This window comes from Pseudomonas sp. W2-17 (assembly GCF_041060445.1).
Taxonomy (GTDB): domain Bacteria; phylum Pseudomonadota; class Gammaproteobacteria; order Pseudomonadales; family Pseudomonadaceae; genus Aquipseudomonas.
Window position 1 is genome coordinate 1 of sequence record NZ_JAUFNS010000006.1, and the last position, 24,938, is coordinate 24,938.

The 24,938-nt window shown below is 62.8% G+C and carries 21 protein-coding genes; 7 read left to right on the forward strand and 14 right to left on the reverse strand.

Annotation, left to right across the window (positions count from 1 at the left end; all coding sequences use genetic code 11):
• Positions 1–160: 160 nt before the first annotated feature.
• Positions 161–1,450: an MFS transporter gene (locus QWI20_RS08995; protein ID WP_369305164.1), complete on the reverse strand. Its 1,290-nt coding sequence runs from the start codon at positions 1,448–1,450 to the stop codon at positions 161–163.
• Between the two features lie 338 nt (positions 1,451–1,788).
• On the opposite strand from QWI20_RS08995, the gene uxuA reads away from it, so the two are divergent.
• Positions 1,789–2,832 (forward strand): mannonate dehydratase, encoded by a 1,044-nt coding sequence (uxuA, locus tag QWI20_RS09000; protein WP_369305165.1) that lies wholly within the window; start codon positions 1,789–1,791, stop codon positions 2,830–2,832.
• A 43-nt stretch (positions 2,833–2,875) separates the two neighbouring features.
• Here uxuA and QWI20_RS09005 read toward each other — a convergent pair whose 3' ends face one another.
• From QWI20_RS09005 to QWI20_RS09015, 3 genes are all read right to left on the reverse strand, one after another.
• Positions 2,876–3,583: a FadR/GntR family transcriptional regulator gene (locus QWI20_RS09005; protein WP_192173670.1), complete on the reverse strand. Its 708-nt coding sequence runs from the start codon at positions 3,581–3,583 to the stop codon at positions 2,876–2,878.
• A 343-nt stretch (positions 3,584–3,926) separates the two neighbouring features.
• Positions 3,927–5,057 carry a mannitol dehydrogenase family protein gene (locus tag QWI20_RS09010; protein ID WP_369305166.1) on the reverse strand — a complete coding sequence of 377 codons (1,131 nt, stop codon included), beginning with the start codon at positions 5,055–5,057 and terminating at the stop codon, positions 3,927–3,929.
• An 11-nt stretch (positions 5,058–5,068) separates the two neighbouring features.
• Positions 5,069–6,079 carry a zinc-binding alcohol dehydrogenase family protein gene (locus QWI20_RS09015; RefSeq protein WP_369305167.1) on the reverse strand — a complete coding sequence of 337 codons (1,011 nt, stop codon included), beginning with the start codon at positions 6,077–6,079 and terminating at the stop codon, positions 5,069–5,071.
• Positions 6,080–6,379: 300 nt separating this feature from the next.
• Here QWI20_RS09015 and QWI20_RS09020 point away from each other — a divergent pair, with 300 nt between their 5' ends.
• Positions 6,380–6,781, forward strand: coding sequence for a hypothetical protein (locus QWI20_RS09020; protein ID WP_369305168.1), 402 nt, complete (start codon positions 6,380–6,382; stop codon positions 6,779–6,781).
• A 54-nt stretch (positions 6,782–6,835) separates the two neighbouring features.
• Here QWI20_RS09020 and QWI20_RS09025 read toward each other — a convergent pair whose 3' ends face one another.
• Positions 6,836–7,687, reverse strand: coding sequence for an urea carboxylase-associated family protein (locus QWI20_RS09025; RefSeq protein WP_369305170.1), 852 nt, complete (start codon positions 7,685–7,687; stop codon positions 6,836–6,838).
• Between the two features lie 207 nt (positions 7,688–7,894).
• Between QWI20_RS09025 and QWI20_RS09030 the strand changes: the two genes are divergently transcribed.
• The gene (locus tag QWI20_RS09030; protein WP_369305171.1) at positions 7,895–8,920 is read left to right on the forward strand and encodes a LacI family DNA-binding transcriptional regulator; all 1,026 of its coding nucleotides are present in this window, start codon (positions 7,895–7,897) and stop codon (positions 8,918–8,920) included.
• Between the two features lie 58 nt (positions 8,921–8,978).
• The gene (gene iolG / locus QWI20_RS09035; RefSeq protein ID WP_369305172.1) at positions 8,979–9,977 is read left to right on the forward strand and encodes an inositol 2-dehydrogenase; all 999 of its coding nucleotides are present in this window, start codon (positions 8,979–8,981) and stop codon (positions 9,975–9,977) included.
• Between the two features lie 55 nt (positions 9,978–10,032).
• Here the strand turns inward: iolG and QWI20_RS09040 are convergent, their stop codons facing one another.
• The 9 genes from QWI20_RS09040 to QWI20_RS09080 form a co-directional block, all read right to left on the reverse strand.
• Positions 10,033–13,134, reverse strand: coding sequence for an error-prone DNA polymerase (locus tag QWI20_RS09040; protein ID WP_369305173.1), 3,102 nt, complete (start codon positions 13,132–13,134; stop codon positions 10,033–10,035).
• Entirely contained in the window at positions 13,131–14,558 is a 1,428-nt protein-coding gene (locus QWI20_RS09045; protein ID WP_369305174.1) for a DNA polymerase Y family protein, read from the reverse strand. Before QWI20_RS09045 ends, QWI20_RS09040 begins: the two co-directional genes overlap by 4 nt.
• 7 nt (positions 14,559–14,565) lie before the next feature.
• The gene (gene imuA / locus QWI20_RS09050; protein ID WP_369305403.1) at positions 14,566–15,183 is read right to left on the reverse strand and encodes a translesion DNA synthesis-associated protein ImuA; all 618 of its coding nucleotides are present in this window, start codon (positions 15,181–15,183) and stop codon (positions 14,566–14,568) included.
• The gene (gene lexA, locus QWI20_RS09055) at positions 15,183–15,800 is read right to left on the reverse strand and encodes a transcriptional repressor LexA (RefSeq protein ID WP_369305175.1); all 618 of its coding nucleotides are present in this window, start codon (positions 15,798–15,800) and stop codon (positions 15,183–15,185) included. The genes imuA and lexA overlap by 1 nt, the downstream gene beginning before the upstream one ends.
• A 108-nt stretch (positions 15,801–15,908) precedes the next feature.
• The gene (locus QWI20_RS09060; RefSeq protein WP_369305176.1) at positions 15,909–16,712 is read right to left on the reverse strand and encodes an isocitrate lyase/phosphoenolpyruvate mutase family protein; all 804 of its coding nucleotides are present in this window, start codon (positions 16,710–16,712) and stop codon (positions 15,909–15,911) included.
• 91 nt (positions 16,713–16,803) lie between these two features.
• A complete protein-coding gene (locus tag QWI20_RS09065; RefSeq protein ID WP_369305177.1) occupies positions 16,804–17,343 on the reverse strand; it encodes a methylated-DNA--[protein]-cysteine S-methyltransferase in 540 nt (179 codons plus the stop codon).
• 129 nt (positions 17,344–17,472) lie between these two features.
• Positions 17,473–18,393 carry a DNA-3-methyladenine glycosylase gene (locus tag QWI20_RS09070; protein WP_369305178.1) on the reverse strand — a complete coding sequence of 307 codons (921 nt, stop codon included), beginning with the start codon at positions 18,391–18,393 and terminating at the stop codon, positions 17,473–17,475.
• A gap of 261 nt (positions 18,394–18,654) precedes the next feature.
• Entirely contained in the window at positions 18,655–19,335 is a 681-nt protein-coding gene (locus QWI20_RS09075) for a hypothetical protein (protein ID WP_369305179.1), read from the reverse strand.
• Positions 19,336–19,515: 180 nt separating this feature from the next.
• A complete protein-coding gene (locus QWI20_RS09080; protein WP_369305180.1) occupies positions 19,516–20,661 on the reverse strand; it encodes an MFS transporter in 1,146 nt (381 codons plus the stop codon).
• A gap of 320 nt (positions 20,662–20,981) precedes the next feature.
• Between QWI20_RS09080 and QWI20_RS09085 the strand changes: the two genes are divergently transcribed.
• The 3 genes from QWI20_RS09085 (at position 20,982) to QWI20_RS09095 (ending at position 24,837) form a co-directional block, all read left to right on the forward strand.
• Positions 20,982–21,968: an aliphatic sulfonate ABC transporter substrate-binding protein gene (locus QWI20_RS09085; protein WP_369305181.1), complete on the forward strand. Its 987-nt coding sequence runs from the start codon at positions 20,982–20,984 to the stop codon at positions 21,966–21,968.
• Between the two features lie 83 nt (positions 21,969–22,051).
• Positions 22,052–22,843, forward strand: a complete 792-nt coding sequence (locus QWI20_RS09090) for an ABC transporter permease (protein WP_369305404.1) — start codon at positions 22,052–22,054, stop codon at positions 22,841–22,843.
• Positions 22,844–23,853: 1,010 nt separating this feature from the next.
• On the forward strand, positions 23,854–24,837 hold the full coding sequence (locus QWI20_RS09095) for a LacI family DNA-binding transcriptional regulator (RefSeq protein WP_369305405.1): 984 nt from the start codon (positions 23,854–23,856) through the stop codon (positions 24,835–24,837).
• Positions 24,838–24,938 lie beyond the last annotated feature (101 nt).

A 24,938-nucleotide genomic window follows, 5' to 3' on the forward strand; every position in this document is an offset into this window, starting at 1 on the left:
TGAGCAGTGCATCGGCGTTCGGGGTTTTCACACAGCCTGCACTAAACCATCCGCGTGCATTCAATGGGACTGGCTGGAACGCCGACTTGTGGGACCGGCTTCAGCCGGGAAAGCGTCGGTCGGCACACCACAGAAGTGAGGCCCGCATCCATTTCAATACTCAGGTGCGCTGGGCGACCGCTGGCGCATCCAGAGGCGCGGCATCCTCCGGCGTGGTCGAAAACGGCTCGATCTTGCCGACAATGAACAGGTAGCTGAACGCCCCCAACAGCGCAAACGCCCCGGCGGTGAGCAGCGGCGCGGTGAACGAGCCGTTGCCGATCACCAGCATGAAGCCGGTAAAGGTGGTGATGAAGATCCCGGCGGTGTTCGACGCGAAGTTTTGAATACCGCCAATCGACGCCACATGGGCCGGGGTCGGCGCGACGTCAGCCGGCAGGCACCAGATGCTCGCGCCGGCAAATGCCAGGCTCGCATAGGCCAGGCTGAAAAAGCCGAGCATCGCGTAGGTGCCATCGACGAACACCGACAGGGAAATGCTCGACGACATCAGCATGCCGCCGACGATGCAGGTCTTGCGCGCAGCGGTCAGGCTCCAGCCACGACGGTACAGCGCGTCGGAGGTGAGTCCGCCGATCCAGCCGCCGACGATGGACGCGATCGCCGGAATGGTGCCCAGCGTACCGAGGGATTTCAGCGAGAAACCGCGTTCGGTGACCAGGTACGTCGGGAACCAGGTGATGAAGAAATAGATCACGAAGTTGAGGCAGAAGAAGCCCAGCATCATCCCCCACAGGGTGCGGTGACGAAACAGCGACGCCCATTTGACTTTCGGCCGAGCGGCGAGGGTCGCCGCCTTGCCCGCTTCGTGCTGCTCGATGGCCGCCACGGCCTGAGGCTCTTTGTAGATCAGGAACCAGCCGACGACCCAGATCAGGCCCACCGCGCCGGTGATGACGAACGACGCGCGCCAGCCCCAGAGTTCGATGATCAACGCGACCAGCGGGATGGACAGCGCCGAGCCGACCCGCGAACCGCTGTCGAAGATGCTGGTGGCGAAGCCGCGCTCTTTGACGTCGAACCACTGGCTGACGATTTTCGCGCAGGACGGATACGCCCCCGCCTCCCCCACGCCGAGCATCAGCCGGCAACCGAACATCGACGCCAGGCTGCCGGCCGCCGCCGTAGCCGCCGTGAACAGCGACCACCAGGCCACCGCGAGGGGCAGCGCGATGCGCGCGCCGACCTTGTCGACGAACCAGCCAAACGGCATTTGCATGAGTGCGTAGGTCCAGAAGAAACCACTGAGCAGCAGGCCCATTTGCCCTGAGCCCAGACCGAGTTCTTTCTGGATATAGGGGGCGGCAACCGCGAGGTTGGCCCTGTCGATGTAGTTGATGGCCACCGCGAGGAAGCACAGAAAAATTACCAACCAGCGCCCTTTCTGCATGGCGAGTCCTCCTAATTATTTTTATGAGTAAGACATCGTTAGAGCTTCGTATAGCGCCCAGCCCGTGATTCACGCACTTGTCAGCGAGGGATAAAGCATCTCTCGAGAACCGCAGAATTGGCCTGACCAAATATCCGAATGCAGCCGATACTAGACCCGCATACCGGGTTAGGGAAATCGAAACGGCGATTTATTTGCTGATTTCTGGCTCGACGGTCGGCATTTGCATAATTTGGCCTGACCAATCTATGCTGCTGCGCACGCCACTCTTGGCCCACTTTCGGTGAAGCACCCATGGTCTTGAGCGGCCCGCCCTCCATAACAACAAGGACTGCGCAATGAAGATGACCTTCCGTTGGTACGGCGACAGCGATCCCGTCACCCTGCCTTACATCCGCCAGATCCCCGGCATGACCGGCGTGGTCTCCGCCATCTACGACATTCCGGTGGGCGAGGTCTGGCCGCTGGAGAAGATCGCAGCCCTGAAAGCCACGGTGAATGCCCACGGCCTGGAGCTGGAGGTCATCGAGAGCGTGCCAGTCCACGAAGACATCAAGCGCGGCCTGCCTTCCCGCGATCAATTGATCGACAACTACGGCCAGACCCTGCGCAACCTGGCGGCCTGCGGGATCAAGGTGGTCTGCTACAACTTCATGCCGGTGTTCGACTGGACCCGCTCGACCCTGGCCATGGAGCTGCCCGACGGTTCGACCACCCTGGCGTTCGACGTGGCGGTGATCGAGCAGGCGAATCTGGACAACGGCATCAGCCTGCCCGGCTGGGACGTCAGCTATGAGCCGGAAGTCCTGCGCGCGCTGATCAACGAATACGCTCAGGTGGATGAAGCCACCCTGCGTGAGCGGCTGGCGTATTTTCTAGAGCGCATCATTCCGGTGGCGAAGGACGCGGGCATCAAGATGGCCCTGCACCCGGACGACCCGCCGCGCTCGATGTTCGGCATGCCACGGGTGGTGAAGAACCGCGAGGACCTGGCGCACATTCTGGCCATGGTCGATGACCCGGCCAACGGATTGACCCTGTGTTCAGGCTCCCTCGGCGCAGATCTGGGCAACGACATCCCCTCGCTGGTTCGCGAGTTCGGCGGTCAGGGGCGCATTCACTTCGCCCATCTGCGCAATGTGAAAGTCAACGAAGCCGGTGATTTTTATGAAACCGCGCACCGCTCCGAAGACGGCTCGCTGGACATGGCCGAGATCGTCAAGGCCTACGTCGAGACCGGATTCGAAGGTTATTACCGGCCCGACCACGGGCGCATGATCTGGGGCGAAACCGGCAAACCGGGCTACGGCCTGTATGACCGTGCACTGGGCGCGGTGTACCTGAATGGCTTGTGGGAAGGGATTCGCAAGACCATCGCGTGAGGCTGAGGACCGTTGAACAGCACCGCCTTGCGGCGGGCGACTGTTAACGCAACTCCGCATCCATCCCGTCCAGCCAGCGCGCTTCGGACCGGCGCAGGTGTTCGCGCATGGCGGTTTGGGCGCCGATCAGGTCGCGGGTCTGAACGGCGTGCAGGATGGCTTCGTGCTCGGCCACCGCCATGGCCCAGGTTTCGCGGGTTTCGGAATGTTCGCTGACGTGGGCGGTGAGCGGGCTGTAACGCTCTTCGAACAGGGAGGTGATGATGCGCACCAGGGTCGAGTTGCCGCTCATTTTCGCCAGCCGCTGGTGAAATTTGCGGTCGTCGTCCAGCGCCGGCACGCCTTTGAGCGCACCCTCGCGCATCTTGTCGATGCACCCCTGCAGGTAGCGAAAATCGGCTTTGCTGCCGTGCAGACAGGCCAGCATCACGCTCTCGCCTTCGATCAACGCCCGGGCCTGCATCAACTCGGACGGGCTCTCTCCCAGCGTGCGGGTTTTGCCTTTGACGCCCAGCAGGTGCTCACAGACGTAGATGCCGGAACCCATGCGAATCTCGACGCTGCCTTCGATTTCCAGGGCAATCAGGGCTTCGCGCAGGGACGGACGAGAGACGCCGAGTAACTGCGCCAGATCACGTTCTGGCGGCAGCCGCGCGCCGGGGGCGATGCCATGCTTGCGAATGTGCTCGCGCAATCGGTCGGCGGTGATCTGGTAAAGGCGGCGTTCGGGGGCTGGGCTTGGCGCGGTCATCAATCACGTTCCATCAGGATGCGCCGGAGGATATCACAGGCGTTGGGGCGCCTTGTGGCGTGGCCTTACAGTCGGTGAGCCACTTCAATTTTGCGGTGTGGCTACCGACGCTTTCCCGGCTGAAGCCGGTCCCACTATGAGTGCGCGGCATGATTGTTACCACGCTCCGCGTGGGAACACATCCCCTGACGCTCTGCGTCGCCGCCACGGAGGCGAGCTTTAGTGGGACCGGCTTTAGCCGGGAAGAGGCCAGTGCGTTCACCCTCAATTTTGCGGTGTGCCAATTGACGCCTTCCCGGCTGAAGCCGGTCCTACTATGGAATCTCGGGGTGTCAGGTGGGAATCAATCCGCCAGTGCGCCCTGAAGCTTCGGCTGCTCCAACCCGGCAATCCCCCGCCCCATCTCCACCACCGGCAAGAACCTGCGGCGTTTTTTCTCCTCGTGGTTCTGCGCGATATCGGCAATGCGGTGCTGCAAAAACGGGTTGAGAAAGCGGTCACGGACACTCGCCAGATAATCCCGCGCCTGATCCCCTTGGCCCTTCGCCGCAAACATCGGTAGCACCTCCCGCTCCCACACGTCCTCCAGGCTCCTGCGCAGCACTGGGTCGTTCATCGCCTGAAACACCGTTTCACTCTCAGGCCGGCCATCCTTCAACCACCGCTCGGCCAGCCAGGTGTGCCCGAGATTGAGCATGAACAATTTGAACTGCTCATACTGCTCAAGCTGATCCGTCACCACCACGCAAGGGTGCGTACACGGCAGCACCAGCCCCGGCTGACGCTCAATGGCCCAGATGGCGTACGGCTCGGCAATGGCACCCACCGGCTGAATCGGCTGCGAGACGATGCGATCCACCAGGGAATTCGCCCAACGACAGGTGCCGCGCAGGTAGTGGGCAAACCCGCTATCGATGCCCCACTCCGCTCCCAGCGCAATGATCAGGTCGCGCAGCACATCACCATTGCGCGACACAAGCTCACAGGGGAACAGGGACAACGGCGCCTCAGGATTCGCCTGCCAGCGGTCATGGAGCAACACCAGCAGTTTCGCCGGAAAACTATGGGGCGTCGGCGCCTCGGCGGCCAGGCAAGACGCCGTGTCCGCCGCATCCAGCACGTAGCCTTTGTCGCCCGTGTTGGAGATGACCACCTGCACGTCGTGCCGTATCGCCTGACGAATCAACGCCCAGTAGGGACCGGCTTGCAGCGCGCCGGCAATCGATGTCGACCAATGCTCTTCATCCACCGTGCGACCGTTTTCCGCGCCCTGAATGCGCACCGGATACCCCGTGCCACTGGCCAGCGCCTGCACCCGCTGCGCGCTGTCAGCGCTGCCGGTGGTTTGCACGACGGTGATTCTGCCCAGCGCTTCGCCCTTTTCCAGAGCCTGGGAGATGAACAGGTCAGCATGGGCCTGAAGAAAACGGCTGGTGCCGAACTGCAGAATGGGGGTGAACGGGGTCGCGTGCATGCCCGCGCCTCCTAGCATTCGACGATGGCTTTGACGACCCGCTGCGCAGGGTCGAGCAGCGTGGTGAAGCGTTCGGTCACTTCGCTCAGGGCCATGCGGTGGGTGTTGAGCGCAGCGTCGGGGATCAGGCCGTCGCGCAGGCATTGCTCGACGTAGCGGAAGTCTTCGACGGTGGCGTTGCGGCTGCCCATCAGGGTCGCTTCGCGCTTGTGAAATTCAGGGTCGGAGAAGCTGATGGTGTCGCGGACGATGGACACCAGCACGTATTTGCCGCCGTGGGCGATGAATTCGAAACCGCGCTCCATGGCCTTGGCGTTGCCGGTGGCGTCGTACACCACATCGAAGAACTCGCCCTGGGTCAGCTGCTCCAGTTGCTGCTTGTCGTCTGCGCCGATCAGCACGGCCGAGTCGATCTGCAGGTGTTGCTTGCAGAACGCCAGGCGGTCTTCACGGGTGTCGAGCACGGTGACGTTCGCCCCCCGCAGTCGGGAGAAAATCGCCACCGCCATGCCGATCGGGCCGGTGCCAACCACCAGCGCGCGCTGGCCGGATTGCACGTCCGAGCGACGCACCGCATGGGCGCCAATGGACAGAAACTCGATCATGGCCGCCTGATCCAGCGTCACGCCGTCGGCCTTGAGCACGAAGCCGTGGGGCAGGCTCAGGTATTCGGTGAACGCGCCGTCGCGGTGGACGCCCAGCACTTGAATGCGCACGCAGCAATTGGTCTTGCCCTGACGACAGGCGATGCAGTCGCCACAGGACAGGTACGGCATCACGTACACCACGTCGCCGGGCTCAAGCCCGCTGCCCGCCTCGCTTTGCTCGACGATGCCGGAAAATTCGTGGCCCATGACCCGAGGGTATTCAAGAAACGGCTGATTGCCGTTGAAGATGTGAAGATCAGTGCCACAGACCCCGACCCGCTTGATGCGGACCAGCGTCTCGCCGGGTGCGCGTTCGGGTTTCGGACGGTCGAGGGCCAGCAGGGAACCGGGTTTTTCGCAGACGACGGTGAGCATCTTCTCTCTCCAGACCAGGCACGCCGGCGCCGCTGAAACGGCCAGAGCCGCAGGTTACCGGGCAGTGATCTTGTTGTTGTGAGGTGGCTGATGGATTCTGGAAGCGCGGACCGCAATTGCAGTGGCTCGGGCCATCACAGTGCGGCGCTGCAGGAAAAAACTACACAGCCGCCGGATCATTGGCAAGACCAATTGGATAATTAAGCTATTGGCCTTACCAAATGAGCCATTTGAGTTTTCGCCGCGATCGCCAGCACGACGGCTGTAAATCCCCACAGCCCATGGTTATGATCGGAGCCCATGAACTCCCCATTGCCAATCCGCTCGCCCTGCCCGCCCGGCGCCTGTCAATGCGACCGCGACCGACTGTTAGAGCTGGAGGGCGCGGACGTGCGCATCCTTCGCCTGACCCGTCAGGAGGAGAAACGCCTGCTCGAGCGCCTGGAAAATATCGCCAGTGTGGAAGATCTGCAGCGCCTGCAACAGCGGATGTTCGAGCAGCTCGGCATCCGCCTGGATATCGCCCCCGGCTTCAATGAAGTGCGCAGCATGCGCGGCATGGTCATCGACATCGCCGAATTGCCCGGCATGTGCCGCAAGACCCGCGCCGCCATCCCTGCGGCCATACGCCGGGGACTCGAAAAGAACCCCGAGATCGCCTGGCGCCTGCTCAACGCCCACGACTTGTTGCGGGATGCCTGAATGCGGTGCCAGGCCCGCAGGGCCTGTCACTGGAAAAACCGCATCAGTACAGCCTTACTTCTCCCAGTCCGCCTTTTCGATCTTCAACCCGTGCAGACCGTTGTAGGCCGCGCGTTTGGGCTGCTCCCAGCCTTGCAGCAACGCCGCATCAAGGTCGTAAATTTCGACACCCAACGGCCGGCACACGGTCAGCGGGTCCTGGGCATCCGGGCCCCACATCGGCAATGAAAGGTCGCCGCCGGGGCATGTCGACAGCGCGCAAAGCAGGTCGATCTCGGCGAAGAACTCCAGGTAATCGCCCTGTTTGGCCGGGCAGGCTTTCATGAAATACAGGTCGTCGTGATTCAAGCCGGTGCACTGGAAGATGTTCAGCACATCGTGCACGTCGAATTCGGTCAGGCCGTGGGGCAACACGGCGCGGGTCAGGTTGGAATGGCAATGATGGTGAAAGTCTTCGCCGGTGAGCATCTTGTTCACGTAGGGATCGCAGCGGGTGCCGAGCAGGTCATGCAGCCGACCGCCATGTTCGTCGATGCCGTAACTGGCGAGGCTGTCGTCGGTGATGGTGACCATCGGCCGCAGGAACGGCAGGTTCGACCACAACCGGTCATGGGTCGTGACGTGGGCGCCCTGCAATTGCCGGGTGCGCGCGGCCCACATGCGCTCGCGCGGATCATCGGCGCTCCAGACATTGAAGTCGCCCACTTGCGGGCCCACCGGTGTGGTCACGCGGAACACCTGCCCGGCCTTGACCTTCCACGCCCGTCCGGTACGGATCGGCACTTCGAACTGCTCGATCAGGGTGCGGCTGTCCTGCGCCTCACGGATGCGTTGATAAAACGCCGTGTCGACCTGTAGGGCCGAGCCTTTGCTGACCTGATAAGCAGCGGGATAGTCTTTGTACATGGGTGCTCCTGGCGAGTGATTTTTATCTGAGGAATTGAGCACAGCACAGCCCGTGCCAAGGGCGTTCAGAGATTAACGAATCTCCCTGATTTGGAATTTAATTTCCATCTGTACAAGCAATAGAACTGCGGCTAGCATTGCGACAGCCTCACCGAGGCCCCGAATCGACCTCAACAAGACCTCATCGAGAGGCTTCAGGGGATTCACATGCTCGACCGCGCCAGACGTTTTTCCATCAAGCAGATCGCAACCCAGGCCGGCGTGAGCAAGGCGACGGTCGATCGCGTCCTGCATCAGCGCGGCAGCGTGCACTACCAGACCCACCGCCGCATTCATCAAGCCCTCGAAGAACTCGAAGCCCAGGAAAAGTCCGGGCCTGCGGTGGGCCGCACCTTTCATATCGACGTCATCCTGCACACGCCCAAGCGCTTCAGCGATGCCGTGCAGGAGGCGATTCTCGCGCAGCTCGGCAGTCTGGCGCCGTTTCGGATCTTTCCGCGCTTTCACCTTTATCAATCCATCGGCACGCAGCAGATGCACGACCTGATTCTGCGCTGCGTCGAAAAAGGCAGTCAGGGCCTGATCATCAAGGCCGCGGATGAGGTGCCGATCAACGAAGCAGTCAATCAAGCGACGGCGGCGGGTGTACCGGTGGTGACCTTTGTTTCCGATCTGCCCCAGAGTGAGCGCATTGGTTACATCGGCATGGACAATCGCACCGCCGGCCAAACCGCGGCGTACCTGATGTCGCGCTGGCTCGACGATGAGGCACAAGACGTGGCCGTGGTGATCAGCAGTGAGCTGTTTCGTGGCGAGGAAGAGCGGGAAATGGGTTTTCGCACTTGGCTGCGCAGCCGTGCGGCGCATTTGCGGGTCGTCGACGTGACCGGAGGATTCGGGGTGCATGAACCGACTTTCGAGAAAGTGACTCGAGCGCTGCAGGACAATCCGTCGATCAAGGCCATTTACAGCGTCGGCGGCGGCAATCGCGCGATCGTCGACGCCTTCGCCGCACTGGATCGCCCCCTGGAGGTGTTCATCGGCCACGACCTCGATCAAGAAAACCGCCAACTGCTGGCGGAAGAAAAGATTGCCGCGATCATCGATCACAACCTGCAGGTCGACGCCCGCAACGCGTTTCTGCACATCCTGCAGTTTCATCGTCTGTGGAAGGCGGTGCCGATTCCCGTTTCCCACGTGCAGGTGGTCACACCGTTCAACCTGACGCACTGATGTGCAGCCGCACCTGCTACGCCGATCACCCCATAACAACAATCCCGGAGATCCTCCCATGCTACGCATTGCAATCCTCGGCGCAGGCCGTATCGCCAACATTCACGCAGCCAACGTGGCCGCCAATCCCAACGTGCAACTCACGGTGATCGCTGACCCCTGGCGCGAAGGCGTTGACACCCTCGCCGGCAAGCTGGGCTGCGCCGCGGCCTACGACTGCGCCGAAGCCATTGCCCGTGACGACGTGGATGCGATTGTCATCGGCACGCCGACCGACACCCACATCGACCTGATGCTGCGGGCGGTCAAGCTAGGCAAACCCGTACTGTGCGAGAAACCCATTGATCTGGATTTCGCCAAAGCCGCCCGCGCGGTGGAAGAGATCGAGCGCCTGAACGGCAAAGTGATGCTGGGGTTCAACCGCCGCTTCGACCCCGACACCCTGCAGATGCGCAAGTCCATTGCCAGCGGGGACATCGGCGAAGTGCGCCAGGTGGTGATCACCAGCCGGGATCCGGGTCTGGCGCCTGTGGAATACCTGACCCACTCCGGCGGCATCTTCCGCGACATGACCATCCATGACTTCGACACAGCACGTACGCTGCTCGGCGAAGAACCCATTGAGGTCATCGCCATCGCCAGCCGCCTCGTGGAGCCCGCGCTCGCGCAAATCGACGACTACGACAGCGTGATGGTGCTGCTGCGCACCGCCTCCGGCAAACAGTGCCACATCAATTGCTGCCGTGAAGCCGTGTACGGCTATGACCAGCGCCTGGAAGTGTTCGGTTCCAAGGGGATGATCCTCAACGACAACCATCGCCCGAGCACCGTGCGCAGCTACAGCGCCACGCAGACCGAAGTGCGTGAGCCGCTGGAGAATTTCTTTCTCGAGCGTTATGCCGCTTCGTATCGCATCGAGCTGAACCAGTTCATCGACGCGGTGCGGGGCAACGAAACCCTGCCCACCAATGCCCGCGACGGCTTGAGAGCCCTGCATCTGGCCAATTGCGCCATCGAGTCGATCAAGACCGGGCGGGCGGTGAAGGTGGAGCTGTAAGTTGCGCGGTGTTGATCGCCCGTACTCAGGTGCGGGCAGATTGACAGCCTGCCTGTCACTTGAAATCCCGACTGCGCACATCAAGCCCGGTGAGCATTGGCGTGAGGTCGAACAATCGCTGGGCGATGACGTGGCGCACGCCCTTCTGGAATTCGAACTTGCCGAACACCTGCATCAACTGCGACCCCATCAACACTTTGCGCTGACGCTCGGCCAAATCACGCCAGACCACGACGTTGATCATTCCGTGTTCGTCTTCCAGGGTGACAAACGTCACGCCGCTGGCGGTGCCGGGCCGTTGTCGACCGACGACAAGCCCGGCGACGCTGAAACTGCGGCCGTGCTCTTCATCCAGCAAATCCTTTGAACTGCGAAAACGCTTCGCCGCCAGTTTATGGCGCAGCAAGGCCAGCGGGTGCGGGCCGAGTGTCGTGCCGAGGGTGTCGTAATCGGCTGCAAGGTCCTGGGCGACACTCGGCAACGGCAGCGCGACCTGGGCCTCTTCGCCAAAACAGTCGTCGCCGAACAACGGCCGTTGCATCTCGACGCCGGCGATCTCCCAGCGCGCCCGGTGCCGATGCCCCACCAGCCCGCGCAGGGCGCCGGAATCCGCCAGCGCAGCACGGGCCCGGTTGTCCAGTTCGGCGCGAATGCACAGGTCGGCCACGTCCTTGAAATCTCGTACACCACGGGCCTGTTCGATGCGCGTGGCGTCCTCCTCGCGGAACCCCTTAATCATGCGCAGGCCCATGCGAATGGCCAGGTTCTGTTTGTATTCGCGGCCGGCGACTGGCTCGAGCGAACAGTCCCAGTTGCTGTAACGCACGTCTACCGGGTGCACGTCGATCTGGTGGCGGCGGGCGTCCTGCAGCAATTGATCCGGGCTGTAAAAGCCCATCGGCCAGCTGTTGATCAGCGCACAGGTAAAAGCTGCCGGTTCGTGGCACTTGAGCCAGCAACTGGCGTAGGTCAGCAAGGCGAAACTGGCGGCATGGGATTCCGGGAAGCCGTAACTGCCGAAGCCCTTGATCTGCTCGAAAATGCGCTGGATGAATTCGTCCGGGTAACCCTTTTCCTTCATGCGCTCGCTGAGGCGAATGCGATGGGGCTCAAGACCGCCGTGGCGTTTCCACGCTGCCATGGAACGACGCAGTTGATCCGCCTCGCCGGGGGAATAATCAGCAGCGACGATCGCCAGTTGCATGACCTGTTCCTGGAACAGGGGCACGCCCAACGTGCGCTCGAACACCACTTTCAGTTCATCGGATGGGTAGGTCACTTCCTCCTCGCCGTTCTTGCGGCGCAGGTACGGATGGACCATGCCGCCCTGAATCGGCCCGGGGCGGACGATGGCCACCTCGATCACCAGGTCATAGAAGGTGTTGGGTTTCAAGCGCGGCAACATGGACATCTGCGCCCGCGACTCGATCTGGAACACGCCGATGGTGTCGGCGCGGGTGATCATGTCGTAGGTCGGTTTGTCCTCGGCGGGGATGGTCGCGAGGGTCAGGTCGTAACCGCGATAACCCCTGACCAGATCGAAGGTCCGGCGCAGCGCGCTGAGCATGCCCAAGGCGAGGATATCAACCTTGAGCAGTCCCACCAGATCGAGGTCGTCCTTGTCCCACTGAATGATGGTGCGGTCCGCCATGGCGGCGTTTTCCACGGGCACCAGGGTTTCCAGCGGATGCTCGGAAATCACAAAACCGCCGGGGTGCTGGGACAGATGCCGGGGAAAGCCGATGAGTTCGCCGGTCAGCGTCAGTACCCGCCGCAGGATCGGGCTGTCGGGTTCGAAACCGCATTCGCGCAGGCGTTCGGCGGGCGGCATGCTGTCGCTCCAGCGGCTGAAGCAGTCGGCCAGAGCGTTGATCTGGTCCGGCGGCAAACCGAGGACCCGCGCCACATCCCGGACGGCCCCCGCACCGTGGTAGGTACTGGCAACCGCCGTGAGCGCCGCCCTGCCCCGGCCGTATCGACGGAACACGTATTGCAGCACTTCCTCGCGCCGTTCGTGCTCGAAATCCACGTCGATGTCCGGGGGCTCGTCGCGCTCTTCGGAGATGAAACGCTCGAACAGCAGATTGCTTTTTGACGGGTCCAGCTCGGTGATGCCCAGGGCGAAACACACCGTGGAGTTGGCCGCTGAGCCTCGGCCCTGGCAAAGGATGTGCTGCTCGCGGGCGAAGCTGACGATGTCATGCACCGTGAGGAAGTAACTTTCATACCGCTTGGCCGCAATCACTTTCAGCTCTTTTTCGATGTTGCTGCGGGCGACCTCCGGCACGCCCTGAGGCCAACGACGGCTGGCGCCCTGCTCGGTCAGGTGCCGCATCCAGCTGCTGGGGGACTGGTCCGGCGGCACCAGTTCGTGAGGGTATTCGTAGCGCAACTCACTGAGGTCGAAGGTGCAGCGCCGGGCGATGTTCAGGGTTTCAATCAGCAGGCTCGCCGGATAAAGCTCGCCCAGCACCGACAGCGGTCGCAAATGCCGCTCGCCGTTGGCAAACAGCCGATGGCCTGCCTCCGCCACGGTGGTGTGATGGCGAACGGCGCTCATGGTGTCCTGCAAGGCCCGACGACCGCGGGCGTGCATGTGCACGTCGCCACTGGCAACGGCAGGAATCGCCATGGCCCGTGCCATACCGAGCAAGGTATTGAGGCGCTTTCGGTCGTCCGGACCGCAATGCAACTCGACACTCAGCCACAGGCTCTGCTGAAAGATCCCACGCAGCCATTCGCCTTGTTCCCGCCGCGTCGGAACGTCCTGATCAAGATCCGGCAGCCACAGCGCCAAAAGTCCCGAGAGCGGCGGCTGGAAGTCCTCGCGCAGCAAGCGGTATTCGCCTTTCTTGCTACGGCGCCGACCCTGGGTGATCAAGCGACACAAGGCCTGGTAACCGGCGAGATTCTCCACCAGCAAGACGATTTTAGGCCCGTTCTCGACGGTGATTTCGCTGCCGATGATCAGCGGCAGCTCACATTCCTTCGCCGCCTGCCACGCCCGCACAATGCCCGCCAGTGTGCATTCATCGGTAACCGCCAGCGCTTGATAGCCATGCAGTTTGGCGCGCTCAAACAGTTCCTTCGCACTCGACGCCCCGCGCTGAAAGCTAAAGTTCGACAGGCAATGCAGCTCGGCGTATCCCCCGCTCATGCGAACCAGCCGTGCAGCAACAGGCTGCTGTCGCCGACGCTGCGGAACGCCCAGCCGCGCTGGCCGTTGCGGGTTTCGACCAGATAATAGTCGCGGCGCACGTCGCCGCCGTCCCACCAGCCCGACTCGATGCGCTCCGGCCCGGCCAGCACGCGCAGGCCGGGCTCGGTCAGTAACTCGGGCTCAGGCAACAGCCAGCCGGGGCGCGGGACTTTATGGGTCAGCGCCAGCGGTTTGTTCGGGGATGCGGGCAGCGAGGCGTGTTCGGGACGATGATCGGCATTGAAGCCCAGGCCGGCGACCGCTTCATCCCCAAGCCGTGCACGCAGACGCTCGCGCAGTTGCTCCCAGGGCATGGTCTGCTGCGGACGGTCGTCGAACAGCTCGCGGTGAGTGGGCACGAACGCCGGCAGATCCTTGGCCTGCAATCGCAACGCGCGCACCGGCGACGGCACTTCGACTTGCTCCAGACGGCCCCGCGCCAGCTCGAACAGCATGTTGGCTTCGCGCTCGGCACTGAGCAGGCCGACGGGAATCTGCGTGTCCGGCGCCACGCTGCCCACGCTTGGCACGTGCTCCAGATGAATCACGAAACGCTGAACGCCGCTGTCGCGCCCGGCCAGAAACACCGCTAGATCGGCAATCATGCGCTTGAGCGGGAACAGCAGCGCCTGATGGGATTCGACGTCGAAATTCAGCTCGATACGGGTATCGAAACGGTCCGGCGGCACATAACACTCCAGCCCCATGGGCCTGCGCCCGAACAGCGTGTCGAGGTGTTGCAGCACCGCCGCCGGGAAACGCCGGGCCAGGGTGTCACGGGGCAACGCCTGAACCTGTCGCACGCGGTGCAGGCCCATGCGCGCCAGGGCCGTGGCGACTTCGGTTGGCAGGCCGATGCGGTTGACCGGCATCTGTGCCAGCACCTCATGCAGTACGTCGCCATCGGTCACGGCCAGACCATCATGGGCGTTGGCGAGCATGCGGGCCGCCAGCGGATTGGGCGCCGCAACGATGCGATGGGTGAAGCCCAACTCGGTGAGTTCCTGACGCAGACGCGCTTCGAACACCGGCCACGGCCCGAACAGGCCAAAGCTGGATTCAACCTCCATCAACAGCACGCGCGGGTATTTGAGGCTGACGTGTGAACTGAAACGGTAGGCCCAGGCCGCCAGCAGACGATGCCAGCGCTCGGTTTCGTCGGGGTCGTATTCAACCGTGGCGAATTCACGGGTCATGGCGTGGGCTGCGGTCAACGACTGGCCGGCACGCAAGCCTATTGCCTGGGCTGCAGGGTTGACCGTCTGCAGCACCCGGCGCTGCGCCGTGCCGCTGATCAGCGCCAGCGGTTCTTCAGGGTTTTCGCGACGACGCATGACGCCGTCCAGCGCCAGCTGCGGCAGGAGGACACAGGCCCAGAGCATGGCAACCTCAAGCGTCAGCAGTGAACGGAACGGGGGAAGCAGGCGCCAGCCCGCCGCGACACTTGAGCACCCGCAACTGACTGGGGCGCGCATCGATGGCAATGCGCAGCGCAGCCGGTGACGGATTGGCGGCCGCCTCGTGCCCGCGACAAGCAAAGGCCAGGGTTTCACCGGTTTCGGCCGCCACCTGCAACCGACGCAGGGCGCGGTCATCGACCTTGGTGGGCCAGCACAACACTGCGCCGCAACTGCCCGAACGCAGGCATTGCTCGACCGCCCACAAGGCATCGCGCTCGTTGGCGTGAATGATCGACAACTGCCTCAGGTCGATGCCCGCCATCTGCCAGGCCTGGGCGTAGGGTAAAAAAGGAGGCGCGACCAGCACGATGCGTTCGCCGCTGTCAGCGAGCCGCGCCAGGGTCGGCCACATCAGCCGCAACTCGCCACTGCCGTTCGCCGCCACCAGCACTTCGGTCATCGCCGCAGGGGGCCAGCCTCCCATGGGCAACGCCGCGTCGAGGGCCCCATGGCCGGTGGGCTGCGCGGCCACCGAAGGCGTCTGCTGACGCCCCTTCCAGACGCGCCGCTCGTCCAGCAGCGCGTCGAGGCTGACCACCGCGCCCATCATTCCCGGCGCACCAGGCCACAGAACACGCCTTCGATGGCGAAGTCCTGGTCGGGCCGAACAATGATGGGTTGATACGCCGGGTTGCGCGGCAGCAAACGCAGCTGATCATCGCCGCGCTCCAGGCGCTTGATGGTCACTTCGCCGTCCAGCCGGGCCACGATGATCTGCCCGTCGCGGGCCTCGGCGCTCTGCAGGATGCCCACCAGATCGCCATCGAAAATGCCGTCGTCGATCATCGAGTCCCCGCTCACCCGCAGCAGGTAATCCGGGACGCGCATGAAGGTGCGGCTGTCCAGCGTGAAGGTGTCGTGGTTATCGAGGTCAGGGCCGATCGGCGCACCGGCGGCTACCCGGCCGAGCACGGGAATGTCGAGCATCTGTGGCCGCGGACGGGCGTCCACCAGCCGGATGCCGCGGGCCTGATTGGCGGTGACTTCGATCAAGCCAGCGTCGGTCAGCGCCACGATGTGCTTGCGCGCGACACTGCGGGAAGCAAAACCGAAGGCTTCGGAAATTTCAGCCAGGCTGGGAGGCTGGCCGTTCTGGGCGATGCGATCTCGAATGAACGTGAGGATGGCAGCGCGTTTTGGGGATAGGGTCGTCATGGAGCACATTTGTACTCTTCTCGACTAAATCTGACCAGCGCCTCTTGTCGATCCGGCTGCAATCTTTGTAACAGAGCGGCGAATCCGGGGAATCGCCACCCTGCTCAAAAGCCCTGCCTAGCGCTCAAACAGCGCCTGAATCTGCGGATACGCGAGGCTGGTTTCGATGACCGTTTCCGAGCGCCCTTCCTCCAGAAAGCCCCGTGCCAGTTGCTCGGCCTGTCCCCACAAGGTCTGGGCAATGCTGGATCCGGCACTCAACCGGCGAACGCCCAATGCGGCCAACGCATCGGCGGCGGGCAGTCCCTGTCGCGCCAGCAGATTGATGGGCAGATCGATGCCGGCAACGACGGCGTTGATCTGCTCGACATCCACCAGGGCCGCGACGAAGAGGCCGTCCGCCCCCGCCTCCCGGTAAAGCTGGCCTCGCTTCAGGGTTTCCTCCAGGCGCAACTCATCAGGGACCAGACTCGCCAGGTAAACGTCCGTGCGGGCATTGATAAAGACGTCCAGCCCGTTACGGGCCGCCATGCTTTTGATTGCCTCGATCTTGCGGGCCAGCAGATCCGGCGCGTCGGAACCGTCCTCGATATTGATCCCGATCGCGCCAACGTCCAGCACCCGCTTGACGTTCTCCGCAACGGTTTGCGGGTCGTCCGAGTAGCCGTTTTCCATGTCCACCGACAGCGGCACCTTGATCAACCGCGCGATGCTGGCCGCGACGCTGACCGCAATGTCGACCGGAAACACCCGGCCATCCGCATAGCCCTGGGCCCAAGCGACCCCGGCGCTGGTGGTCGCAATGGCCGTGGCGCCGAGGCTTTCGAACAGCCGCGCGCTGCCCGCGTCCCACGCGTTGGGCAGGCGCAACACAGTGGATTGGTGGTGCAGTGAGCGAAACGTCTGAGCGGAACCGGGCATGATCATCTCCATTGATTTAAGGGTCGGCCGTTGCGTACGTTTTCAAGCGGCGTGTTGCGTGGAGCTTTGCGTAAACTGTGCAGCGATTGATTCAGAACAGTGACGCCTGGGTCGAAGCCGCCGCCATGACGCGCCTTCCCCGCTGTACCGGTTGATACCCCTCCAGGGTCAGCAGCAGGTGCTTGGCGTCGAGGCCACCCGCAAAACCGGTCAGCGCACCGGAGCTGCCGATCACCCGGTGGCAGGGGGCGATGATCGAAATGGGGTTTTTGCCGTTGGCGGCACCGACCGCGCGCACAGCGGCGGGGTTACCGATCTGCAGGGCAATGTCGAGATAACTGCGGGTTTCGCCAAAGGGAATATTCAGCAAGGCCTGCCAGACTGTCTGCTGAAAATCCGTCCCATGGAATTCGAGCTCAAGCTCGAAGCGCTGACGCTGCCCGGCGAAGTATTCAGCGAGCTGAAGCTCGGTCCGGTCAAGAATGTCGCTGCCGTCATCTTCGCTCATGGCTCCGAGCAGCACGCGATTCGGGCGGTCGTTTTCCCACAGCACGGCGGCCAGACGCGGACCCTTGGCGATCAGTTTCAGCTGCCCAACCGGGGAATCGATGAAACGGTAGGTGAAGGTCATCGTCTGGCTCCTGCTCTGGTTTTTGCTCTCGATACGGCCGTGCCGGGATTATCTGGAATCGTCCGTACGCCGACATACTACTCGCGCGCCCTTCCCGAACCACACGGTTCTTGCGCTCGAATTCGCCGGTTAACCGCCCTTCTGCCTGCCCGCCGCATCCGCCGCGGAATTCCAGATGTGCATCGCGGCGTAGGCGCGCCAGGGTTTCCAGGCGTCGGCCCGCACCTTGTGCTGCGGCAGGCGCAGCAGGGTCGGGTCCTGCAGGGTCATCAGATTCATCAGCACCAGATCGGCGGCGGGCCAGGCGTCCGGGTCACGCCAGGCGCGCATGGCGATGTATTCCACGGTCCAGGGGCCGATGCCGGGCATGGCCAGCAACTGTCGCCGCACATCGCCAATGTCCCCATGGCGCACGTCAAGGGACAGCTCGCCACTGGCCACCGCTGCGGCGAGACGCTGCAGGGTGTCGACGCGCTTGCCGGGCATGCCGATCTTGTCCAGGTTGGCCTGCGCCAGGGCATCCGGCGTCGGGAATCGCCACCCCAGCTGTTCATGCAGACCCTCGCTGACCTGAGCCCCGGCGCGCTGCACCAGGCGACCGACAATCGTGGTTGCACCCTTGACGCTGACCTGCTGCCCGACGACCGTGCGCACCGCCAGCTCGAACCCGGAAAACGCCCCCGGCACGCGCAGCCCCGGGCGGCGCTGCACCAGCGCTGCCAGCCACGGGTCTTGCGACAGAGCGTGGTCGATGATGTGAGGTTCGGCGTACAGATCGAACATGTGCGACACCTGCACGATCAGCTCATCAATGTGCTGGCTCACCTCGCCGTGGGCGGTCGCCAGCAAATGCTGACCGTCCGGCGCCAGCTCAACCGTCAAGGCACCGTGGTTGCCCTTGAAGTCGATGTTACGCAGGTACACCCCATCGACCACCGCCTCGACACCCGCAGTCATCCGTGCCGCGAAGAAATCGAGCATGCGCTGCCAGTCGAACGGTGGGTGAAAAGGGATCAGGCGCGAGGCGTGGGGGTGGAGAGGTTGAAGCATGGGGGAACTGCCGGCAGTCAGGGTCGGCTGACGCTAGCGTAATCGATGGAGGCGCACAAATTTTTCGGGCGTGAACGCATAGTGAGGGTGATCACACTGGCCTCTTCCCGGCTAAAGCCGGTCCCACAGGGGATCGCGTTCTAACTGTAGGACTGGCTTTAGCCGGGAAAGCGTCAGTCGTCACACCGCAGGATTGAGGGTGATCACACTGGCCGCTTGCCGGCTGAAGCCGGTCCCACTCATAAATCGCGGGCATTCCCATCAGCTCGGGCAGCCCACATCACCGCCGTCAAGGTTCTGCTTGTAGTTTTCATACTGCAGCGTGGCTTTGCCGTCGTTCCATTTGAGGGTCAGCACCAGCACGGAATCGAAGTCCTCGGCGACCCAGTCGTTGACCAGTTTGACCTTCTCGCCAGACGCTTCTTCGGCGACCTTGTTGATCAGCTCCGGCAAGTAGCCGTGGGACCAGGCGGTGTAGATGGTGGCGTCGTGGTATTTGTCGCGCATCAGCTCATCGGCCAGATCACCGGTGTCGTTGGCGGCGAAGTCGATATTGACCGGCAAACCCAGCTTGATCGCGCTAGGGCCAACGGTCATCAGTGGGCGAAGGTAGCTGTAGGAATGATCGTGCTCGCCCTCTTCCACATGACGGCTCGGGTTGGCCGCGAAGATGAAGTCGGCTTTGCCGAAGGTATTCGGCAGCACCGTGGACAGGTCGATGGCCCGATTGAGGCCCTGACAGTTCAGCTGACCCAGTCCGGTTTCGGGCTTCTCGGCGTGGCGCAGGAACACCAGGGTCTGGGTGCCGTTCTTGGCCTCGGCATGAACACCCTTACCGGCGGCGAACCAGAAAATGGCGGAAGCGATCAGGAGGGTCGGAAACAGAAAATAGGCCATGCGCTGCATCGCGCGGGACCACAGAGGAGGTGTTGAAAGGCTCATATCGGCATGGAGTTCTGATGGTTCGTGATGGGCGTGATGCCCGATGCAACGTCCTTGTCAGCGTGCGGCTCGGTGCAGTATGGCGAGCAAATATTTCCGTATAACGAATGCGCATCAGATCAGAAAACGCTCAAGAGGTTGCACGCAAGCACCTGATTTGCCGAATTAATCGCTGAACGGTCAGAGAGTCTTGTTTTGGGGCACCGGTTTGTATCGACTGCAGACCACCGCGCTGAGCAGCACGGCGACACCCGCTGTGGTGTAGATCCATGCAGGAGACGCCCACGGCAGCAGCACCCCGGCGAGCAGCGGCCCGACGCCTGCACCGACGTCGCGCCACACCGCATTGCCCGCCAGCGCCTGAACCCTGCCCGGCCCCGGATTGCGTTCGGCAACCAGGGTCGTCACCAATGGCAATTGCAACGCCCGCAGGATCAGAATCGCGCCGGCGCCGACGATCAGCCAGTGAAAGCCGAATGCCGTCAACGCCAGTGCGGTCGCGGCGGAAAGCACCACCAGCATGCACACAGCGCCGAAGCTGTCAGCCGCGCGCCCGCCCAACGGGCTGAGAAGCATCTCCGAGGCGTAGCGCAGGGCCAGCAACACGCCGGCGATAAAGACCGCATTGCCGCCGAGCACCGTCTGCGCCTGAAGCGACAACCCGAAGATGAACAGCCCGTCCAGCGCCACGCCTTCGACGAACGACCACAGCGCCACACTGTCCGGCCGCTTGAAGCGGCGCCCGGTCGCACTGGACAGAGAATGCGGCGCAGCGGGCAGTCCCCGCGCAAACCACACCGCTCCAAGGGAACACAGCGCGAGGATGAAAAAGATAAGCCGCGGACCGTAATGCAGGCTGATCAGCGCGCCGATGGGCAGCGCCAGCATAGGGCCGATGGCGATAATCGCGCGGGATCGTCCGGCCCGACGTGCCGCTCCGCCCGGCTCCGAGGTAGCCAATGCCTGGGTCGACAGGTTCAGCGCCGCGTAACTCAGGCCCCAGCCCAGTCGCAGGATCAGCAACCACCAGAAACCGCTGATGAAGCTATTGCCAAACGCACAGACCGCCGACGCCAGGGCCGCCAGCGTCAAGGACGCGCGGTCGCCCCGCGCCGCGTAGAAACGTACGACATAGCTGTAGCCGAAAATCCGGACCAGCCGGTTGGCCGCCAGCAGGATCCCCGCCTGGGCGAGACTGATGCCGAAGGCCCCGGCGTTCATCGGCAGCAACAGATACAGAAGCACGTCGCTGGGCAGGCACAAACCGAGAATGATCGCAGAACGGCGCGATGCGGAATCGGCGGAACGGGCAGTGACGGCAGACATGCTCGGAGAGGCCCTGTTGCAACGGTGGAGCACCAGCATGCGGTTCTGCGCGTCGGCTGACAACCCGCACCGCTGCGCAGAGTGCTGAGTCTTTGGACGGCGGAAGTTGCCGCTGTTTGCCCAGCAACAGTCGATCAGCAGACTGTTGCATCCGTAGCACTTTCTCACTTGCCTGGCCCCGCAAACACGGGACATGGGCGGCGCCTCGCCAATGGCACAAAGCCTGCAATATTCCAATCAAGCAGATCGATTCGCTCTGACTGCTGATTTCGTCATAAGCAGCCGTGCGCAGCTTCCGCCCCTTGATTGGACACTCACCCATGACCGCACTTTCCCGTCTGCCGACGTCCTTTAAACTACTCGCCGGCGCTCTCGCACTGACGTTACAGCCGCTGGCCCAGGCTGCCGAAGCGCCACCGGCCGAGGTGCACCTGGATTACGCTTACTACTCGCCGGTCAGTCTGGTGCTCAAGCACTTCGGCTGGCTGGAAAAAGCGCTGCCCCAAAGCAAAGTCAGCTGGGTGTTCAGCCAGGGCAGCAACCGCTCGCTGGAATACCTCAACAGCGGCGGCGTCGACTTCGCCTCCTCCGCCAGTCTCTCGGCGGTGCTGGCACGGGCCAACGGCAGTCCGATCAAATCGGTTTATGTCTACAGCCGCGCCGAGTGGACCGCGCTGGTGGTGCGCAAGGACTCGACCCTGCACAGCGTTGCCGACCTCAAGGGCAAGAAAATCGCCGCCACCAAAGGCACCGACCCTTACCTGTTTACCCTGCGCGCCTTGCAGCAGGCGAAGCTGACCAAGGACGACGTCGAACTCTTGCACCTGCAACACCCGGACGGCCGTATTGCGCTGGAAAAAGGCGACGTCGACGCCTGGGCCGGGCTCGATCCGCACATGGCCGCGAGCGAAATACAGGCCGGCTCGCGCTTGTTGTATCGCAACAAGGACTTCAACAGCTTCGGCGTGGTCAGCGTGACCGAGCGTTATGCGAAGGAACACCCTGAAGCCATCAAAACCGTCCTTGGCGCGTACGAAAAAGCCCGGGAATGGTCGCTGAAAAATCCGGACGAGCTGGCGCAATTGCTCGCCAACGAGTCAGGCCTGCCGCTGGATGTCGCCAAGTTGCAGCTGACCCGCACTGACCTCGGCAGCCCGCGGCTGACCGACAAGGACGTCTCCGCGTCGAAGGCCGCCGCGCTGATTCTGGTTTCCGAAGCGCTGGTGCGCAAAGGGACGAACGTCGACCAGGTCATTGATCAGTTGATCGACCCGAGCTTCGGCAACACGGTCGTCGCCAAGCCATGAGCAACGCGCGGGGCAGCGAAGTCAGTGGCGGCAGTATCGGAAGCAGCGTCAGCCCCGGGGCTCAGGTGTTAAAGGACGAGGCGTTGGACGCGCAACCGGTTGTGCGGCGTGCACGTGGGAATGGGCGAACCCGTTTGAAGGGGCTTGCCGTGCCGGTGGCCATTTTGCTGTTGCTGGAAATTGCCGTCCGCGTGGGCTGGGTGCAGTCCTACCAGATGCCGGCGCCCAGCGAGATCGCTACGACGCTGACGGATCTGGCGGACGGCGCGCTGTGGAAACACATCGGCGCCAGTTTGACGCGGGTGCTGTCGGGGTTCGTGATCGGTGCGGGTCTGGCGCTGGTGTTCGCGGCGTGGGTCGGGCTCAGTCGCGAGGCGGAAGCGTATCTGGAGCCGACGTTCGCGGGGCTGCGTTCGATTCCGAGCCTGGCCTGGGTGCCGCTGTTGCTGTTGTGGCTGGGGATTGGCGAGACTTCCAAGATTGTCCTGATTGCCATCGGCGCGTTTTTCCCGGTGTACCTGAACGGCGTGGCGGCGATTCGCAACATCGACCGCAAGCTGGTGGAGGTCGGGCAGATATTTCGTTTCAGTCAACGGCAGATGATTGTGCATGTGTTTTTGCCCGCCGCCCTGCCCGGTCTGTTTACCGGGTTGCGCTCGGGGCTGAGTCTGGCGTGGATGTTTCTGGTGGCGGCGGAGTTGATCGCTGCGACGAAGGGGTTGGGTTATTTGCTCAGTGACGGGCGCGAGACGTCGAGGCCCGATATTATGCTGGCGGCGATCATTGTGCTGGCGGTGTTGGGCAAGTTGACCGATGGGGTGTTGGCGATGCTGGAACGGCGGTTCCTGGCCTGGCGGGATGCTTTTAAGGGCTAAGATCAAGATCAAGGGCGTCGGCCTAACGGCCTCGGGTTTCGCCTTCGGCGAGTTACTTTTAAAAAGCACTAAAAGTAACCAAAAGTGCCTGCTCTCGGTTGGGCCCTTCCTTCGTCAGGGTACCTTCACTGCGGTCTCGCTCCGTGGGCCCGCTGCCATCCGCCATCCATGGCGGGGGGCAGCTCTCGCCGCATCCATGCGGCTCGGCCCACTCCGCGAAACCTCCGTTCAGCCTGCACCAAAGTCGCGTTTCGCGGTGACCGGACCTTTTGTGTACGAAGATCAAAAGCAGATCAACGGCGGGTCATGCGCCAAGGACTTGTGGGAGTGAGCTTGCTCACGAAGGGGTCGGTACATTCAACGGATATCTGGTGTTTGAGATAAAGCATTCGCGAGCAAGCTCGCTCCCACAGGGAGGGCGTGCTATCAGCAAAAATGTCGGCGCCTGAGCTGGCCTCTTCCCGGCTAAAGCCGGTCCTACCAAGAAATCGCATGCATCCAGCGGGATGGGCGCCGACTTGTAGACCGGCTTCAGCCGCGAAGCCTTTGATCTGCTTTGCTTCGCCTCTGATCTGCTTTTGATCTTCATACGCAAAAAGCCCAGACGACACCCATCGCGACTTGGGTGCAGGCTGAACGAAGGTTTCGCGGAGTGGGCCGAGCCGCATGGATGCGGCGAGAGCGCCGTCAGGACATGGATGTCCGTTCGGCGCGGGCCCACGGAGCGAGACCGGAGTGAAGGAACCCTGAGGAACGAAGGGCCAAACCAGGAGCAAGCACCCTTGGTTACTTGGGGATGGTGCGACTTTCGACTTTTCCAAGTAACTCGCCGAAGGCGAAATATCTGCCGTTAGGCAGATGCCCTTCACGGCGTATTGACGCCCACAAAGATCTGGTGTTTCCTGAAACCGGTTTCAGAGCCCAACCGCTCTCCCCATAAGCCTGCTGATAAATCCAATAAGGTCCAGGCCGTGAACAGCATTTCCACCCCGACGCGCACACGCGTCACCATGAACGACGTCGCCGACCTCGCCGGCGTCTCCAAGGCCAGCGTCTCGCGCTTCATCGGCGATGACCGGCAACTGCTGTCTGATGCCATCGCCAAACGCATCGAACAGGCCATCGACACCCTCGGCTATCGCCCCAACCAAATGGCCCGCGGCCTCAAACGCGGCCGCACCCGCCTGATCGGCATGCTCGTCGCCGACATCCGCAACCCCTACTCCATCGCCGTCATGCACGGCGTCGAAACCGCCTGCCGCAAACACGGCTACAGCCTCGTCGTCTGCAACACCGACCGCGACGACGAACAGGAACGCCTGCACCTCGCGGCCCTGCGCTCGTACAACATCGAAGGCCTGATCGTGAACACCCTCGGCCATCACCTCGACGAACTGCGCGAACTGCACCGCGAACTGCCGATGGTGCTGGTGGACCGCAAGGTCGATGAACTGCACAGCGATCTCGTCGGGCTCGACAACGTCACGGCAGTCCGGCAGGCGCTGGACCATCTGCATGACGCAGGCTTTCGCGACGTGCTCATGGTCACTGAACCCCAGGACGGCACCAGTTCGCGGATCGAGCGGATGGACGCCTTCAAGAAACAGATCGCCGAGCGAACCGACATGCATGGGCAGGTCTGCGAAACCGGCGAATCATTGCGCGATCGGTTGCGCCACTTCCTCGCGCAACAAGGCCCCGGCCCCAAAGCGCTGTTCACCGCCAACGGCGTCGCTACCCTGATCACCACCCGCCAACTCCATGAGCTGGGCTGTCACTTGTTCAACGACATCGGCCTGATCGCCCTTGACGAGTTGGACTGGTACCCGCTGGTTGGCAGCGGCATCACGTCGCTGGCCCAACCCACCCATGAGATGGGCATCACCGCCTTCGAGTGCCTGCTCAATCGACTGCGTGGCGATCAGGAGCCGGTGCGTTTGTACGACTTCCCCGCGCAGTTGATCGCGCGGGGCTCGACCCGACGACAGCCCTGACGCCCAACAACGCAGATACCGCAGGTCAGACCCTGCACGCCGACGCGAACTTTTACCCGGTTCGCTCGTTCGAACAAAAATGTAACCGGTTTCAGAGGACA

Coding starts and splice junctions, on each gene's coding strand:
- QWI20_RS09040 (WP_369305173.1), bottom strand. CDS start 13,134: ATGAGCGGGGGATACGCCGAGCTGCATTGCCTGTCGAACTTTAGCTTT.
- imuA (WP_369305403.1), bottom strand. CDS start 15,183: ATGGGCGCGGTGGTCAGCCTCGACGCGCTGCTGGACGAGCGGCGCGTC.
- QWI20_RS09080 (WP_369305180.1), bottom strand. CDS start 20,661: ATGTCTGCCGTCACTGCCCGTTCCGCCGATTCCGCATCGCGCCGTTCT.
- QWI20_RS09005 (WP_192173670.1), bottom strand. CDS start 3,583: ATGACCGCGCCAAGCCCAGCCCCCGAACGCCGCCTTTACCAGATCACC.
- QWI20_RS09095 (WP_369305405.1), top strand. CDS start 23,854: ATGAACGACGTCGCCGACCTCGCCGGCGTCTCCAAGGCCAGCGTCTCG.
- QWI20_RS09070 (WP_369305178.1), bottom strand. CDS start 18,393: ATGCTTCAACCTCTCCACCCCCACGCCTCGCGCCTGATCCCTTTTCAC.
- QWI20_RS09075 (WP_369305179.1), bottom strand. CDS start 19,335: ATGAGCCTTTCAACACCTCCTCTGTGGTCCCGCGCGATGCAGCGCATG.
- uxuA (WP_369305165.1), top strand. CDS start 1,789: ATGAAGATGACCTTCCGTTGGTACGGCGACAGCGATCCCGTCACCCTG.
- QWI20_RS09025 (WP_369305170.1), bottom strand. CDS start 7,687: ATGTACAAAGACTATCCCGCTGCTTATCAGGTCAGCAAAGGCTCGGCC.
- QWI20_RS09015 (WP_369305167.1), bottom strand. CDS start 6,079: ATGCTCACCGTCGTCTGCGAAAAACCCGGTTCCCTGCTGGCCCTCGAC.
- QWI20_RS09045 (WP_369305174.1), bottom strand. CDS start 14,558: ATGCTCTGGGCCTGTGTCCTCCTGCCGCAGCTGGCGCTGGACGGCGTC.
- QWI20_RS09085 (WP_369305181.1), top strand. CDS start 20,982: ATGACCGCACTTTCCCGTCTGCCGACGTCCTTTAAACTACTCGCCGGC.
- QWI20_RS09065 (WP_369305177.1), bottom strand. CDS start 17,343: ATGACCTTCACCTACCGTTTCATCGATTCCCCGGTTGGGCAGCTGAAA.
- iolG (WP_369305172.1), top strand. CDS start 8,979: ATGCTACGCATTGCAATCCTCGGCGCAGGCCGTATCGCCAACATTCAC.
- QWI20_RS09010 (WP_369305166.1), bottom strand. CDS start 5,057: ATGCACGCGACCCCGTTCACCCCCATTCTGCAGTTCGGCACCAGCCGT.
- QWI20_RS09060 (WP_369305176.1), bottom strand. CDS start 16,712: ATGCCCGGTTCCGCTCAGACGTTTCGCTCACTGCACCACCAATCCACT.
- lexA (WP_369305175.1), bottom strand. CDS start 15,800: ATGTGCTCCATGACGACCCTATCCCCAAAACGCGCTGCCATCCTCACG.
- QWI20_RS09020 (WP_369305168.1), top strand. CDS start 6,380: ATGAACTCCCCATTGCCAATCCGCTCGCCCTGCCCGCCCGGCGCCTGT.
- QWI20_RS09030 (WP_369305171.1), top strand. CDS start 7,895: ATGCTCGACCGCGCCAGACGTTTTTCCATCAAGCAGATCGCAACCCAG.
- QWI20_RS08995 (WP_369305164.1), bottom strand. CDS start 1,450: ATGCAGAAAGGGCGCTGGTTGGTAATTTTTCTGTGCTTCCTCGCGGTG.